Origin of the sequence: Klebsiella sp. CN_Kp091 (assembly GCF_040065095.1) — a bacterium.
Classification (GTDB): Bacteria; Pseudomonadota; Gammaproteobacteria; order Enterobacterales; family Enterobacteriaceae; genus Klebsiella; species Klebsiella aerogenes.
In genome coordinates this window covers 57,015-73,281 of sequence record NZ_JBEAIO010000047.1, presented here as the reverse complement: position 1 = coordinate 73,281, position 16,267 = coordinate 57,015, and the positions used below count along the sequence as shown (strand labels likewise).

Genomic DNA, 16,267 nt, shown 5'->3' with positions numbered 1-16,267 from the left:
ATTCAGGTTTACCGGTTCGATGCGCATGTTTGCCCGAGTCATAACATTATTCCTTTTGCTGACGTCAGTCAGCGTTTCCGCCAGCCTGCTCAGCCAACAGGGCGTCCCCGCACGCTATATGCAAATCACAGAAGATGCCGATATCTGGGCGCAGGTCGGCAACCATGTAGTGAGCGTCGGCAACGTTCGCGCCGGGCAGATCCTCGCCGTGGTGCCGACCACGGCAGACTATTATGAATTCAATTTCGGCTTCGGTACTGGCTTTATTGATAAAGGGCATCTGGGGCCGGTGCAGGGCGCGAAACGGGTTGAGGATAATCTGGGTGATTTACATCAGCCGTTGAGCAACCAGAACCTGCTGACCTGGAAAGACACGCCGGTTTATGATGCGCCGTCAGTGGGCAGCCCGCCGTTTGGCACCCTGGCCAATAACCTGCGCTATCCCATTATCAGCAAGCTGAAAGACCGCCTTAATCAAACCTGGTATCAAATTCGTATCGGTAACCGGTTGGCGTGGGTAAGCAGCCTGGACGCGCAGGAGGATAATGGCATCCCGGTACTGACTTATCACCATATTCTGCGTGATGAAGAAAATAGCCGTTTCCGCCATACCTCGACCACCACCTCGGTGCGCGCTTTCAGTAACCAGATGACCTGGCTGCGTGACCAGGGCTATACCACGCTGACGATGTATCAACTGGAAGGGTATTTACGTAACAAGGTTAATCTGCCTGCGCGCTCGGTGGTGATTACCTTTGATGACGGCCTCAAGTCGGTGAATCGCTACGCTTATCCGATCCTCAAGCAGTACGGCTTCCACGCTACGGCATTTATTATCTCGTCGCGGATCAAACGTCATCCGCAAAAGTGGGATCCGAAATCGCTGCAGTTTATGAGTATCTCTGAGCTCAGACAGATTCAGGACGTGTTTGATGTGCAGTCGCATACCCATTTTCTGCACCGGGTCGATGCCGCCCGTCACCCGATATTACTCAGCCGGAATTATCACAACATTCTCTTTGATTTCGAGCGTTCCCGGCGAGCGCTGAGCCAGTTTAACCCGCACGTGCTGTATCTTTCGTATCCGTTCGGCGGCTATAACGCCACGGCGGTCAAGGCGGCGAACGATGCCGGTTTTCATCTGGCGGTAACGACGGTGAGAGGGAAGGTGAAACCGGGGGATAATCCGTTCCTGCTGAAGCGGTTGTATATCCTGCGTACCGATTCGCTGGAGACGATGTCGCGGCTTATCAGCAATCAGCCGCAAGGGTAAACCGGCGCTGCGGCTGAGCGCAGCGCCGCAAGAATCAGGCGACCTGCACCGGAATAGCTTTCGCCTGGCGCTTCATTTCGTTATCGCCTTCGAAATAGGCGATCTTCGGCTGCCAGGTGCGGGCTTCTTCGTCAGACATGGTCACGAAGCTGGCGATAATGAGGATATCGCCGACGCTTGCGCAGTGCGCCGCAGCGCCGTTGACGGAGATAATCTTCGAACCACGCTCGGCGGCGATCGCATAAGTCGAGAAACGGTTACCGTTGGTCACGTTCCACAAATGAATGGCTTCATTTTCCAGAATACCGGCCGCTTCGAGGAAATCCTGGTCAATGGCGCAGGACCCTTCGTAATGCAGGTCAGCCTGCGTGACTTTAACGCGGTGGAGCTTGCCCTGCAGCATATTACGCATCATAACTTCTACCTTCCAACCTTTATGTAGCAAAGCGGACACGGCATCCGCTTTGAGAAAATAACCCGATTTTTCGTTCCAGGCTACTGGCCCAGCTTGACGATTTTGTTATCAATCAGACGCGCCTGGCCCAGCCATGCCGCCATCAGGATCACCGCGCGTTTGCTGGCATCCGTGAGCTCCAGCAGGGTGTCGGCATCACGGATCTGGATATCGTCGGCGCGAAAACCTGATTCGTTGAGCTCCTGCTCGGCGATGGCAATGATTTCCTCGAGGTTACGCTCGCCAGCGGCAAGTTTGTCCGCCACCGAACTCAGCACTTTGTACAGACCCGGGGCGATTTTACGCTGCTCGGCGGTCAGATAACCGTTGCGCGAACTTAGCGCCAGGCCGTCTTTCGCGCGGATAATCGGCACGCCGACGATCTCGATGTCGTAGCCCATATCGGCGACCATTTTGCGGATCAGCGCCAGCTGCTGGAAATCTTTCTCGCCGAAGCAGGCGACATCCGGCTGCACCAGGTTGAACAGTTTGCTGACAATGGTCGAGACGCCGCGGAAGTGGCCAGGGCGGCTGGCGCCTTCCAGCATGGTCGACAGACCAGGAACGTCAACGAAAGTCTGTCCTTCAGTACCCTGCGGATAAATTTCCGCCGGCGCCGGAGCAAAGACAAAGTCGACCTTGCGCTTGTTCAGCTTTTCGCAATCCTCCTGCAGGGTGCGCGGATAGCGCGCCAGATCGTCCGGGCGGTCAAATTGCATCGGATTCACGAAGATACTGACCACCACGACATCCGCGCAGGCTTTGGCTTCATCGACCAGCTTCATATGGCCATCGTGCAGGTTGCCCATGGTGGGAACCAGCGCAATGCGCTTGCCTTCCTGGCGTAAACGACGGATATGCTGGCGCAGCAGCGGCAGGGTTTCAATTATCAGCACAACAAGACTCCTTAATGGAAACTATGTTCTTCGCCCGGATAGGCCCCGGATTCGACTTCGGCAATATACTGCCGTACCGCGGCGCGGATGTCGCCCGCTTCTGCGAGGAAATTCTTCGCGAATTTAGGAATGTGGCCGCCGGTGATCCCGAAAGCGTCATGCATCACCAGGATTTGCCCGTCGGTGACGTTACCTGCGCCGATGCCGATAACCGGGATCGTCAGCGCTTCGGTAATGCGTTTTGCCAGCTCTACCGGCACGCACTCCAGCACCAGCAGCTGCGCGCCAGCCGCTTCCAGGGCTAACGCGTCATCGAACAGCGCCTGCGCCGCATCGCCGCGCCCCTGAACTTTATAGCCGCCAAAAACGTTCACCGACTGCGGCGTCAGGCCGAGATGACCACAAACTGGCACCGCGCGTTCCGCCAGCATCCTGACGGTATCAGCCAGCCACGCGCCGCCTTCAAGTTTGACCATATTGGCGCCGGCGCGCATCACGACGGCGGCATTTTCGAAAGTTTGCTGCGGCGTGGCGTAGGCCATAAACGGCAGGTCGGCGAGCAGCAGACTGTTCGGCGCGCCGCGACGAACCGCGCGGGTGTGGTAAGCGATATCGTCAACGGTCACCGGCAGCGTGGAGTCGTGGCCCTGTACCGTCATCCCCAGCGAATCGCCCACCAGCAGAACGTTAATGCCTTCATCGGCAAAAAGCTTAGCGAAGCTGTAGTCGTAGGCGGTGATAGTGGCGAAGCGCTTTTTCTCCTGTTTGCATTTCTGCAGCAGGGCAATGGTGGTCGGTTTCATAACGTTTCCTGATGATGAAAGTCATATTAACCGGCATTCTAACAGCAGCATTCAGGGGGGCAATGATTTTGGGCAACCGATTACCACTATCGCCGTAAATGCTAAAAAAGGGAGTAGGGGTTACCAGAGAGCGGGTTTTTCGGCGCCCAGATTTTCCAGCTCGGCGCGAAGGGCGAGGCCATCGGGGAAGTGGAGCTGTGGGGCGATTTCAAACAGCGGCCAGAGCATAAAACCGCGATTTTTCATATCGTAGTGCGGCACCGTCAGACGCTCGCTGTTAATGACCGCATCGCCAAACAGCATGATGTCGAGGTCCAGCGTACGCGGCCCCCAGCGTTCGGCTTTGCGCTCCCGTCCCTGCTGCAGCTCAATGCGCTGAGTGTGATCGAGCAGCGCTTCTGGCGCGAGCGAGGTTTCAAGCGCGACGGCGGCATTGAGATAGTCGGGCTGATCCTGCGGCCCCAGCGGCGGCGTACGGTAGAGCGAAGACACGCTCGCCACGCGGCTGTCCGGAATGTCGGCCAGCGCGCGGATAGCGGCATTCACCTGCTCGAGCGGCGAGGCGAGATTACTGCCAATGGCGATATAGACCAGGGTCATGCGTTACCCTGACGCGGCGCGCGTTTACGCGGGCGGCGATGGCGGCGGCGCGGAGCGGGATCGTCGCCGAGATCGTTGAGCATATCTTTCTGTTCCGGCGGCGCGGCCACCTGGAACTCACCCCACCATTTGGTCAGGCGCTGCAGTTCGTGGTTGTTCTCGGCGCCTGCGCGCAGTTCAAGCAGGTCATAGGCGGCGCGGAACTTCGGATGCTCCATGAGTTTCCACGCGCGTTTGCCCTGACGGCGGGACATACGTAGCTGCAACTGCCAGATGTCGCGCACCAGGGTGGTGATGCGTTTAGGGATTGCCAGCGTCCGGCAGGCTTCATCCAGTACATCGTTCATCGCCAGCGCGAAGGCGTCGTAATAGGCCAGCCCGCTCTCCTGCGCGATTTTCTGCGCCATTTCCAGCAACGGATACCAGAACATGACCGCGAACAGGAACGCTGGATTGACGCGCATATCGTTATGCAGGCGGTTATCGGTATTCTTCAGCACCTGGATAATGATACGTTCCATCGGGCTATCGCCACGCTCGGTGAAGTAGCGGGTGATTGTCGGGAACAGCGGCTGGAACAGGCTGTATTCGCGCAGCAGTTGATAGGTTTCATAACCATAACCTGCCTGCAGCAGCTTCAGCACTTCTTCAAACAGACGCGCTGGCGGTACGTCGTGTAGCAGGGCGGCCAGACGCGGAATTGGCTCGGCGCTTTCGGCGCTGATGCGCATATGGAGTTTGGCGGCGAAGCGTACCGCGCGCAGCATCCGCACCGGATCTTCACGGTAACGGGTTTCCGGGTCGCCAATCAGGCGAATTACCCCTTCCTGCAGATCGCGCATTCCACCAACGTAGTCACGTACGGTGAAATCCGCCACGCTGTAATAAAGGCTGTTGATGGTGAAGTCGCGGCGCTGGGCATCTTCTTCGATAGAGCCGAAGATGTTATCGCGCAGCAGCATGCCGTTCTGGCCGCGCTGGGAGGTGACGCGGTCGTTGGTGTGGCCTTCGTGATGGCCGCGGAAGGTGGCGACTTCAATGATTTCCGGCCCGAACATCACGTGCGCCAGGCGGAAGCGACGGCCGACCAGGCGGCAGTTGCGGAACAGTTTACGTACCTGATCCGGGGTCGCGCTGGTGGTGACGTCAAAATCTTTTGGCTTCTTGCCCAGCAGCAGGTCGCGAACGCCGCCGCCGACCAGGTAAGCTTCGTAGCCCGCCTTGTTCAGTCGATAGAGCACCTTGAGCGCGTTTTCACTGATATCTTTGCGGGAAATTGCATGCTGTTCACGCGGGATCACCGTCATATGCGTTTGTTCGACGGCGGCAGCCTCTGCCTCGCGCTCTTCACGGCTTAGCACCTTGCGGCAAAAATTAGCGACTCGGGTAAAAATGGTGCACCTCGTAGTGTCAGACGAACTTCGGATAAAACATTACTCTATGGGCTTCAGGTTGCATTTAAACGGCAAATTCAGGGGCAACCTGAAGGGCGACGAGCAAAAATAGCGGCTAATCATAGCTCAGCGGGAGCCATTTGAGAATGCTGGATTTTTGCAGGCTGCCAGTTGGCTACCGCTTGTTTGAGTAAATCTTCAATACTCAGCGCTTGCCAATCCTCGACGACATCCTGATTCAAAAATGTTAATGCCCGCACAATTTCCGGGCGCGGATCGCCCTCCGGCAGGGCCGGGGCGTGGTTCTGTTTTGAGAGCTTATTACCTTCGGCATTCAGCGCCAGCGGCAGGTGCACGTAGTCTGGTACAGGCCAGCCAAAGTGTTGATACAGCGAAATTTGTCGTACCGTTGGCTCGATAAGATCGGCGCCGCGAACGATTTCGCTGACCCCCTGAAAATGGTCGTCAACCACCACCGCCAGGTTATAGGCGAACAGCCCGTCGCGACGATGGATGATGAAATCTTCCCGCGCGAGCGGTTCGTCGGCGACGAGGATCCCGCGCAACTGGTCATAAAATTCCAGTACCGGACGGGTCTGGCGCAGGCGCAGCGCGGCGTTTTCGGCGCCAAGGCGCAAATCGCGACAGTGACCGTCGTAGATCCCCCCGACGCTGTGAATGCGCGCGCGGGTGCAGGTGCAGTAGTAGCAAAGATCCCGATCGCGCAGCCAGGCGAGGCGTTCGCGATAAGCATCGTGCCGCTGGGATTGCCACAGTACTTCGCCGTCCCAGTGCAGACCGTAGCGATCGAGCTGTCGCAAAATGGTGTCGGCGGCGCCAGGAACTTCCCGCGGCGGGTCGATATCTTCAATGCGTACGCGCCAGATACCGCCTTTCGCCCGCGCTTGTAGATAGCTGCCAAGGGCGGCGATTAATGAGCCGAAGTGGAGTTCGCCGGAAGGTGAGGGAGCAAAGCGCCCTATATAGTCTGAGTCGGTCATGTTAAACACAAGGGGAATCAGGCGGGAGAAACTCCCGCCAGAGAGTGAGGTAGCTGGGATTAACCCGCCATCTGTTTTTCGCGAATTTCCGCCAGCGTCTTGCAGTCGATGCACAGGTCAGCTGTTGGACGCGCTTCCAGACGGCGAATGCCAATCTCCACGCCACAGGATTCGCAGAAGCCGAAGTCTTCGTCTTCGACTTTTTTCAGTGTTTTCTCAATCTTCTTGATGAGTTTACGTTCGCGGTCGCGGTTACGCAGTTCCAGGCTGAACTCTTCTTCCTGCGCGGCACGGTCGACCGGGTCCGGGAAGTTGGCAGCTTCATCCTGCATATGCGTTACGGTGCGATCCACTTCATCCCTGAGTTGATTACGCCATGCTTCAAGAATGCGCTTGAAGTGCGCCAGCTGGGCTTCGTTCATATACTCTTCGCCCGGCTTCTCTTGGTACGGCTCCACCCCAGCGATGGCGAGAATACTCAGGGACGATGTTTTACGGTTTTGCCCTTCTTGCATGTTGCTTCTCCTTAACACGCACTATCGATCCCCATGTGGGGGAAAAATCAGGCCGCTATAAATAGCAGATGCTTTTCCGGATAGCAATTATCTAAACGTTACACTTGACAACGCTGTGAAGAAAAGCGTATTTGCGCTCGCGAACCGGACACAATTTAGCCTTTTAATTACCGGGGGTTAACGCCACGGCAATCGGCTTATTCAGAGTCATCATTTTGGTAGAAAGTTCCGCTTTCCAGGCGAGAATTTCTACCCCCTTTTCCTGCGCCTCTATCAACAGCTGTGCGTATTTGGCATCAATATGATGCGCGGGTGAGAAACGGTCTATCGCCGAATGCAGCACGGCGAATAAAATCACGGCCCGATGGCCTGCGGCCGCGACGCTCATTAGCTCCCGCAGGTGCTTCTGGCCGCGTGCGGTAACGGCATCGGGAAAATAACCGTACTCTTTTTCCGCCAACGTAACCGATTTCACTTCAATATAGCAGTTACGGCGGCCTTCTGCCTGTAACATAAGGTCGATTCGGCTATTTTCTTCGCCATATTTTACTTCGCTTTTCAGAATGTTATACCCGGCAAGCTCAGGGATATTTCCGGCGAGTACCGCCTCCTTCGCCAGAGTATTGGCCCGCAGCGTGTTGACGCAGATCACCGCGCCCTGTTGGGTTTCAGTTAATTCCCAGGTATGTGCATATTTACGTTTAGGATTATCGGAAGTGGAATACCAGACGGTATCGCCCGGCGCAGCGCAGCCGGTCATGGCGCCGGTATTCGGGCAGTGCAGCGTCAGCTCCTGGCCCTCCGGCGTGACGACATCGGCCAGAAACCGTTTGTAACGTTTAATTAAAGTGGCGGACTGCAAAGGCGGAGTGAACAGCATCAGAGTTCCCTGGTAAATGGATAACGTTCCAGCACGTTGTAGCGGGTGCGACCGCGGAGAAAGCTGGACTCATAAAGCACGAATTCGTTGACCGGCACCTGCCAGCAAAAACCCGGCGGCGGGATCGGCACCGCGTGGCGGGCGTCGCGCAGGAGGGTGATATGCGGATGAAACGGCTGCGGGCTTTGATAGCAGCCGCTTCGCGCCGCCTGAGCGCGCAGCATATTTGCCAGCTGCAGCATGCCGCGCGGCGGCTGGCGGGTACCGAGCCAGACTACGCGAGAGCGCAGCCACTGGCCGGCGTCGTCGAGCGTCAGGGTAAATGGCGGTTGTTGAATGCGTCCGGCCATTGCCGACAGCGCGCGCTGTTTTTCAGCGCTGACGTCGCCGAGAAACGCCAGCGTCAGATGTAGGTTATCGGCGGCGACCGGCCTTCCGGCATCGTCGGAAAAATGGGCGGCGCGCCAGTGAATAATCTGTTTCTGTATCGCTTTCGGCAGTTCAAGAGCGAAAAACAGCCGTTTCGGCTCGGACATGATAGAGACTCGGTAATGAATTACGGGGATGCTACAATGCTTGCCCTCGAATGTTAACCTCCGGAGCCTTTCGTGTCCTCATTGCCGGTTGCCGCAATTCTTCCCGAACTTCTTTCCGCCCTGCAGCAGGCGCCGCAGGTGCTGCTTAACGCCCCTACCGGCGCGGGTAAATCAACCTGGCTGCCGCTACAGATCCTCGCCGACGGCAACATCGACGGCCGGATAATTCTGCTGGAGCCGCGGCGGCTGGCGGCGCGTAACGTCGCCCAGCGCCTGGCGGAGCTGCTGGGAGAAAAACCGGGAGAAACGGTAGGCTACCGGATGCGCGCCGAAAGCTGCATAGGGCCAAATACCCGTCTGGAAGTGGTCACTGAAGGGATCTTAACCCGCACTTTGCAGCACGATCCGGAACTTTCCGGCGTGGGGCTGGTGATCCTCGATGAATTTCATGAACGTAGCCTGCAGGCCGATCTGGCGCTGGCGTTGTTGCTGGATGTCCAGCAGGGGCTGCGTGACGATCTCAAGTTATTGATCATGTCGGCGACGTTGGATAACGATCGTCTGCAGCGCCTGTTGCCGGAAGCGCCGGTGGTAGTTTCCGAAGGGCGTGCGTTTCCGGTTGAACGTCGCTTTGCGCCGCTAGCGACCCATCAGCGTTTTGCCGAAGCGGTAGCGATCGCCGCCGCGGATCTGCTGCGTGAGGAGCAGGGCTCGATGCTATTATTCCTGCCGGGCGTTGGCGAAATTCAGCGCGTACAGGAACAATTAAGCGAGCGCGTAGCCAGCGATGTGCTGTTATGCCCGTTGTACGGCGCGCTGCCGCTGAGCGAACAGCGCAAAGCGATTCTCCCGGCGCCTGCCGGAATGCGCAAAGTGGTGCTGGCGACCAATATCGCTGAAACCAGTTTGACGATCGAAGGCATTCGCCTGGTGGTCGACAGCGCTCAGGAACGGGTCGCGCGCTTCGATCCGCGCACCGGCCTGACCCGGCTAATCACCCAGCGGATAAGCCAGGCGTCAATGACCCAGCGCGCCGGTCGCGCCGGGCGTCTGGAGCCGGGGATCTGCCTGCATTTGCTGGCGAAAGAGCAGGCGGAGCGCGCGGCGGCGCAGAGCGATCCGGAAATTCTGCAAAGCGATCTGTCGGGTCTGCTGCTGGAGTTGCTGCAGTGGGGCTGCCGCGATCCGGCCGAGCTTCGCTGGCTGGATCTACCGCCGGCGATAAATCTGGCGGCGGCGCGGCGTCTGTTGACGGCGTTATCGGCGCTGGAGGGCGAACGCCTTTCGGCTCACGGGCGCAAAATGGCGATGCTGGGTAATGACCCGCGTCTGGCGGCCATGTTGACGGCGGCCGATTCCGCGGATGACGCGGCGACGGCGGCGAAACTGGCGGCTATTCTTGAGGAGCCGCCGCGCGGCGGCAGCAGCGATTTAGGCGCCGCGTTTGCGCGCCAGCAGGGCAACTGGCAGCAGCGGGCGCAGCAGTTATTGAAGCGGCTGGCCAGCCGAGGCGGTCAGCCTGATGCTGAGCGGATGGCGGCGTTGCTGGCTCCAGCCTTTGCCGACCGTATCGCCCGTCGACGCGGCCAGGAGGGACGCTATCAGTTGGCTAACGGCATGGGCGCGATGCTGGATGCCGATGATGCGCTCGGCCGTCACGAATGGTTAATTGCGCCGCTGCTGCTGCAGGGCAGTTCGGCGCCCGATGCGCGAATTTTGCTGGCGCTGCCGCTGAACATTGACCAACTCGTCGCGCAGCGCCCTGAGCTGATACAGCGCTCCGATACCGTGGAGTGGGATGAAGCGCAGGGGACGTTAAAAGCCTGGCGGCGTAACTGTATTGGCCAACTGGTGATAAAAACCCAGCCGTTGGCGAAGCCGTCGGAAGCGGAGCTGCATCAGGCAATGCTCAACGGTATTCGCGATAAAGGGCTCAGGGTGTTGAACTGGACGCCGGAGGCTGAACAACTGCGCCTGCGTCTGCACTGCGCCGCGCAGTGGTTGCCGGAAGCAGGCTGGCCAGCCGTTGATGACGCATCGCTGTTGGCTGCGCTGGAGGCATGGCTGTTGCCGCAGATGACCGGCGTGCATTCGCTTCGGGCGCTTAACGCGGTGGACCTGCGGCAGGCGCTGCAAAACTGGCTGCCGTGGACGTTACGCCAGAAGCTGGATAGCGAGCTGCCGACCCATTACACGGTGCCGACCGGTAGTCGTATCGCCATTCGCTATCATGAAGATAACCCGCCGGCGCTGGCGGTACGGATGCAGGAGATGTTTGGCGAGGCGACGACGCCGCGCATTGCCGAAGGGCGGGTTCCCCTGGTGCTGGAATTACTTTCGCCGGCGCAGCGACCATTACAAATTACCCGCGATTTGAGCGCCTTCTGGCAAGGGGCGTACCGCGAGGTGCAAAAAGAGATGAAGGGGCGCTATCCGAAACATGTCTGGCCGGATGACCCGGCGAATACCGCGCCGACCCGGCGGACGAAAAAATACAGCTGAGGCGCCGCGCCCTTGCTGTGGGCGCGGTTCCGAAAATCGCTGGCCGCAGTCACACGGCGCAATATTTATGTTATTAAAAAACATCATATTTTACCGTTTATCGCGTTTTGCGGTTGTAAAATGCTGGTTAAGAATGTCGCGGATTAGTGCTATTCTCTGTGGCCTGGACAATTCGTGCTATGTCCGGAGATATTCTTCAGCTTAAACAGATAATTATATGATTTGTTTAATGAATTATTCTTCGAAGATGATATGAAAGACGTCGGCCGCGGCAGCGCGGCGGGTGTGAAATTGAGAGATATCTTCTTCCTCCTAAAGGGGGAAGTATTGAGAATCAGGCCTTTACGCCTGAAAGTTGCGGAGAAAAAGCATGGCGGGAGATGACCGCGAGCCTATCGGACGTAAAGGGAGACCTTCACGCCCGGCAAAACAAAAAGTCACCCGTCGCCGGGTCCGGGATGAGGACTACGACGATGATTACGATGACGATTATGAGGATGAACGACCGATGCCGAAGAAAGGAAAGGGCAAAGGCAATAAGCCTCGTCGTAAGCGCAGCTGGCTGTGGCTGCTGGTCAAGCTGGGGATTGTCTTTGCGGTAATTATCGCCGCCTATGGCGTCTACCTCGACCAGAAAATTCGCAGCCGCATTGACGGTAAAGTCTGGGAACTGCCGGCGGCAGTGTATGGCCGGATGGTCAACCTTGAGCCGGATATGCAGATCAGCAAAAACGAGATGGTGCGCCTGCTTAATGCGACCCAGTACCGTCAGGTCAGCGCAATGACGCGTCCTGGCGAATACACCGTACAGGCTAACAGCATCGAGATGATCCGTCGTCCGTTCGATTTCCCGGATAGCAAAGAGGGGCAGGTGCGCGCGCGTCTGACCTTTGATGGCGATCATCTGGATACCATCGAGAATATGGATAACAACCGTCAGTTCGGTTTCTTCCGTCTCGATCCGCGCCTGATCACCATGCTGCAGTCGGCGAACGGCGAGCAGCGCCTGTTCGTTAAGCGTAGCGGTTTCCCGGATCTGCTGGTGGATACCCTGCTGGCGACCGAAGACCGCCACTTCTACGAGCATGACGGCATCAGCCTGTACTCAATGGGCCGCGCGGTGCTGGCGAACCTGACGGCGGGGCGTACGGTGCAGGGGGCGAGTACCCTGACCCAGCAGCTGGTGAAGAACTTGTTCCTTTCCAGCGAGCGTTCCTACTGGCGTAAAGCCAACGAAGCCTATATGGCGCTGATCGTCGATGCCCGCTACAGCAAGGATCGTATCCTTGAGCTGTATATGAACGAAGTGTATCTCGGCCAGAGCGGCGATAACGAAATCCGCGGTTTCCCACTGGCGAGCCTTTACTACTTTGGCCGCCCGGTGGAAGAACTGAGCCTTGACCAGCAGGCGCTGCTGGTCGGGATGGTCAAAGGCGCGTCAATCTACAACCCGTGGCGTAACCCGAAACTGGCGCTGGAGCGGCGTAACCTGGTGCTGCGTCTGCTGCAGCAGCAGAATGTTATCGACCAGGAGCTGTACGATATGCTGAGCGCGCGTCCGCTGGGCGTGCAGCCGCGCGGCGGGGTGATTTCTCCGCAGCCGGCGTTCATGCAGATGGTGCGTCAGGAGCTGCAGGCGAAACTGGGCGATAAAGTGAAAGATCTCTCCGGCGTGAAGATCTTTACCACCTTTGACCCGGTAGCTCAGGAGGCGGCGGAAAAAGCGGCCATTGAAGGGATCCCGGTACTGAAGAAACAGCGTAAGCTGCCGGATCTGGAAACCGCCATGGTGGTGGTCGACCGCTTTACCGGTGAAGTCCGGGCGATGGTCGGCGGCGCGGAGCCGCAGTTTGCCGGCTACAACCGCGCGATGCAGGCGCGTCGTTCGATTGGTTCGTTAGCGAAACCGGCCACTTATCTGACCGCGCTGAGCCAGCCGAACCAGTACCGCCTGAATACATGGATTGCCGATGCGCCGGTGACGATCCGCCTGGCTAACGGCCAGACCTGGTCGCCGCAGAACGACGATCGTCGCTTTAGCGGTCAGGTGATGCTGGTGGATGCGCTGACCCGTTCGATGAACGTGCCGACGGTTAACCTCGGGATGTCGCTGGGTCTGCCGGCGATCACCGATACCTGGCAGAAGCTGGGCGTACCGAAAGACCAGCTGAATGCGGTTCCAGCGATGATCCTTGGCGCCCTTAACCTGACGCCAATCGAAGTGGCGCAGGCATTCCAGACCATCGCCAGCGGCGGTAACCGCGCGACGCTGTCGGCGCTGCGTTCCGTGATTGCTGAAGATGGTACGGTGCTGTACCAGAGCTACCCGCAGGCGGAACGCGCCGTTCCGGCGCAGGCGGCCTATATGACCCTGTGGACCATGCAGCAGGTGGTGCAGCGCGGTACCGGCCGTCAGCTTGGCGCCAAGTATCCTGGCCTGCATCTGGCGGGTAAAACCGGGACCACCAACAACAACGTGGATACCTGGTTTGCCGGTATCGATGGCAGCCAGGTGACGATTACCTGGGTTGGCCGCGATAACAACCAGCCAACCAAGCTGTACGGGGCCAGCGGCGCGATGTCGATTTATCAGCGCTATCTGGCTAACCAGACCCCGACGCCGCTGGCGCTGACGCCGCCGGAAGACGTGGTGGATATGGGCGTGGATAGTAATGGTTACTTCCAGTGCAGCGGCGGTATGCGTACCCTGCCGGTGTGGACCACCTCGCCGGATGCGCTGTGCCGTCAGGGCGAAGCCCTGCAGCAGCAACAGCAGCAACAACAGGAAGCCAATAACCCGTTCAACCAGTCCGGGCAGCAGCAGCCTGCTAACCAACCGCAGCAGCAACAGCAGCAACCTGCGAAGCAGGAGAAGAGCGATGGCGTGGCCGGCTGGATTAAAGATATGTTTGGCGGCAACTAAAACCGTTTAAGCTGAACGTCTGAACAGCCCCTTAATACGAAAGTATTAAGGGGCTTTTTTATTGTGGGCATCTGCGTAACACCGTGATAACTCCCTAATAACCGTCTGGTTATTTATTAATCCCTTGGCATTTCGTTCCCGGCATAGCGCTTGCCTTAGATTCCGCGTTTCGCCTATTATGTCACCCGTCATAATAATAATTCTCGTTTACGTTATCATTCACTTTCATCAGAGATATACCAATGGCGCGTCTTAAAACTGCTCAGCCAAATCACTCGCTGCGTAAAATCGCAGTCGTAGTAGCCACGGCGGTTAGCGGCATGTCTGTCTATGCACAGGCTGCGGAACAACCGAAAGAAGAAACCCTCGTCGTTACCGCGGCGCCCGCCAGCCAGGAAAGCGCCTGGGGACCGGCTCCGACTATCGCGGCGAAGCGTTCCGCCACGGCGACCAAAACCGATACTCCCATTGAAAAAACGCCGCAGTCTATCTCCGTGGTGACCCGCGAAGAGATGGACATGAAGCAGCCGACAACGGTTAAAGAAGCGCTCTCATACACCCCGAGCGTATTCTCTACCCGCGGTAGCTCGACCACCTATGATGTAGTCACCATTCGTGGATTCACCACATCCAGCACGGTGAACACCAACCAGTATCTGGATGGCATGAAGCTTCAGGGTAACAACTACTCTGAAGTCTCCATGGATCCGTATTTCCTGGAACGCGTGGAAGTGATGCGCGGGCCAACTTCGGTGCTGTACGGCAACAGCAACCCGGGCGGTATCGTCAGCATGGTCAGCAAGCGTCCGACCACCGAGCCGCTGAAAGAAGTACAGTTTAAGATGGGCACCGATAACCTGTGGCAAACCGGTTTCGACTTCAGCGACGCCATCGATGATGACGGCGTGTGGTCTTACCGCCTGACCGGATTAGGCCGCAGCCAGGATGCGCAGCAGCAGATGGCGAAATCGACCCGTTACGCCGTCGCTCCGTCTTTCAGCTGGCGTCCGGATGATAAAACCGATTTCACCTTCCTCAGCAACTTCCAGAATGACCCGTATGCCGGCTATTACGGTTGGCTGCCGCGTGAAGGCACCGTGGTGCCGTATTACGATGCCAACGGTAAGGCCCACAAGCTGCCGACCGATTTCAACGAAGGCGAGTCCGATAACAAGATGGCGCGTCGCCAGCAGATGGTTGGCTATAGTTTCTCCCACCAGTTCGATGACACCTTTACCGTACGTCAGAACCTGCGCTATGCCGACGTGCATACGCTGTATCGTTCGGTCTACGGCAATGGTTACCAGGAGCCGGGGAAAATCAATCGTGCCTACGTGCGTTCCGATGAGCACCTGAATACCTTTACCGTTGATACGCAACTGCAGTCTGATTTCGCCACCGGCGCGGTGAATCACACGCTGCTGACCGGCGTCGACTACTCGCGGATGCGTAACGACGTTGATGCAGATTACGGTACGGCCGATGCCATTAGCATGACCAATCCGCAGTACGGCAATCCAAACGTGAACGTCAACTTCCCGTATGCGGTCCTTAACCGTATGGAGCAGACGGGGCTGTACGCGCAGGATCAGATGGAGTGGGATAAGTGGGTGATGACCTTAGGCGGTCGTTACGATTACGCCACCACGTCTACCTTCACCCGTTCCACCAGCAGCATGGCGGAGAATCACGACCAGCAGTTCAGCTGGCGCGGCGGTATCAACTATCTATTTGATAACGGCATCTCCCCGTACTTCAGCTACAGCGAATCGTTCGAACCGGTATCGGGTTCCAATAGCACCGGCAAGCCGTTCGATCCGTCGCGCGGAAAGCAGTATGAAGCCGGCGTGAAGTATGTGCCGAAAGATATGCCGGTGGTGGTAACCGCGGCGGTCTATCAGCTGACTAAAGATAAGAACCTGACGGCAGACCCGAACGATCCGACCGGACTGTTCAGCGTACAAACCGGTGAAATCCGCTCCCGCGGCTTTGAGCTGGAGGCGAAAGCGGCGGTCAATGCCAATATCAACCTGACCGCGGCGTATAGCTACACCGATGCCGAGTACACCCACGACACCGTTTTCGAAGGCAAGCGCCCGGCGGAAGTGCCGCGTAATATGGCCTCACTGTGGGCGGATTACACCTTCCACGAAACTGCGCTCAGCGGGTTGACCATTGGCGCGGGCGCGCGTTATATCGGTTCTACAGTCAGCTACTACAAAAATGACACCAGCACCGGTAAGAAAAATGACTCCTTCAATGTGGCCGGTTATGCGCTGATGGATGCGACGGTGAAATACGATCTGGCGCGCTTTGGTCTGCCGGGGTCTTCGGTCGGCGTCAACGTCAACAACCTGTTTGACCGCGAATATGTCTCCAGCTGCTATAGCGAGTACGCATGCTACTGGGGAGCGGAACGTCAGGTTGTTGCTACCGCAACCTTCCGCTTCTAACTACTCACGGGCGCGGTTCGCTGCGCCCAATATCAGG

Annotated in this window: 13 protein-coding genes; 4 read left to right on the top strand and 9 right to left on the bottom strand. The window is 57.8% G+C overall.

Translation table 11 applies throughout. The features are described from left to right. Window positions 1-19 precede the first annotated feature (19 nt). Window positions 20-1,273, top strand: a complete 1,254-nt coding sequence (locus ABLV17_RS20045) for a polysaccharide deacetylase family protein (protein WP_213317268.1) — start codon at window positions 20-22, stop codon at window positions 1,271-1,273. Window positions 1,274-1,307: 34 nt separating this feature from the next. On the opposite strand, the gene panD is transcribed toward ABLV17_RS20045, so the two are convergent. The 9 genes from panD to thpR all read right to left on the bottom strand — a co-directional run bounded on the left by panD (window position 1,308) and on the right by thpR (window position 8,352). Next, window positions 1,308-1,688, bottom strand: coding sequence for an aspartate 1-decarboxylase (gene panD / locus ABLV17_RS20040; protein ID WP_087860863.1), 381 nt, complete (start codon window positions 1,686-1,688; stop codon window positions 1,308-1,310). 80 nt (window positions 1,689-1,768) lie between these two features. Further along, window positions 1,769-2,623: a pantoate--beta-alanine ligase gene (gene panC, locus ABLV17_RS20035; protein WP_213794589.1), complete on the bottom strand. Its 855-nt coding sequence runs from the start codon at window positions 2,621-2,623 to the stop codon at window positions 1,769-1,771. 11 nt (window positions 2,624-2,634) lie between these two features. Then, a complete protein-coding gene (gene panB, locus ABLV17_RS20030) occupies window positions 2,635-3,426 on the bottom strand; it encodes a 3-methyl-2-oxobutanoate hydroxymethyltransferase (RefSeq protein ID WP_087860861.1) in 792 nt (263 codons plus the stop codon). Window positions 3,427-3,546: 120 nt separating this feature from the next. Next, window positions 3,547-4,026, bottom strand: a complete 480-nt coding sequence (gene folK, locus ABLV17_RS20025; protein ID WP_348854566.1) for a 2-amino-4-hydroxy-6-hydroxymethyldihydropteridine diphosphokinase — start codon at window positions 4,024-4,026, stop codon at window positions 3,547-3,549. Beyond that, window positions 4,023-5,420: a polynucleotide adenylyltransferase PcnB gene (pcnB, locus tag ABLV17_RS20020; RefSeq protein ID WP_087860859.1), complete on the bottom strand. Its 1,398-nt coding sequence runs from the start codon at window positions 5,418-5,420 to the stop codon at window positions 4,023-4,025. Before pcnB ends, folK begins: the two co-directional genes overlap by 4 nt. Window positions 5,421-5,539: 119 nt before the next feature. Next, complete coding sequence (gluQRS, locus tag ABLV17_RS20015) at window positions 5,540-6,421, bottom strand: tRNA glutamyl-Q(34) synthetase GluQRS (protein ID WP_113374429.1); 882 nt, start codon at window positions 6,419-6,421, stop codon at window positions 5,540-5,542. Window positions 6,422-6,480: 59 nt separating this feature from the next. Next, window positions 6,481-6,936 carry an RNA polymerase-binding protein DksA gene (dksA, locus tag ABLV17_RS20010; RefSeq protein WP_007373199.1) on the bottom strand — a complete coding sequence of 152 codons (456 nt, stop codon included), beginning with the start codon at window positions 6,934-6,936 and terminating at the stop codon, window positions 6,481-6,483. Between the two features lie 163 nt (window positions 6,937-7,099). Next, window positions 7,100-7,816, bottom strand: coding sequence for a DNA/RNA nuclease SfsA (sfsA, locus tag ABLV17_RS20005; protein ID WP_045390098.1), 717 nt, complete (start codon window positions 7,814-7,816; stop codon window positions 7,100-7,102). Continuing rightward, window positions 7,816-8,352, bottom strand: coding sequence for an RNA 2',3'-cyclic phosphodiesterase (gene thpR, locus ABLV17_RS20000; RefSeq protein WP_087860857.1), 537 nt, complete (start codon window positions 8,350-8,352; stop codon window positions 7,816-7,818). The genes sfsA and thpR overlap by 1 nt, the downstream gene beginning before the upstream one ends. A gap of 72 nt (window positions 8,353-8,424) precedes the next feature. Here thpR and hrpB point away from each other — a divergent pair, with 72 nt between their 5' ends. The 3 genes from hrpB (at window position 8,425) to fhuA (ending at window position 16,230) form a co-directional block, all read left to right on the top strand. Then, a complete protein-coding gene (gene hrpB / locus ABLV17_RS19995; protein ID WP_113374430.1) occupies window positions 8,425-10,854 on the top strand; it encodes an ATP-dependent helicase HrpB in 2,430 nt (809 codons plus the stop codon). A gap of 370 nt (window positions 10,855-11,224) precedes the next feature. Further along, entirely contained in the window at window positions 11,225-13,777 is a 2,553-nt protein-coding gene (gene mrcB / locus ABLV17_RS19990; RefSeq protein WP_113374431.1) for a bifunctional glycosyl transferase/transpeptidase, read from the top strand. Window positions 13,778-14,019: 242 nt separating this feature from the next. Then, a complete protein-coding gene (gene fhuA, locus ABLV17_RS19985; RefSeq protein ID WP_087860853.1) occupies window positions 14,020-16,230 on the top strand; it encodes a ferrichrome porin FhuA in 2,211 nt (736 codons plus the stop codon). Window positions 16,231-16,267 lie beyond the last annotated feature (37 nt).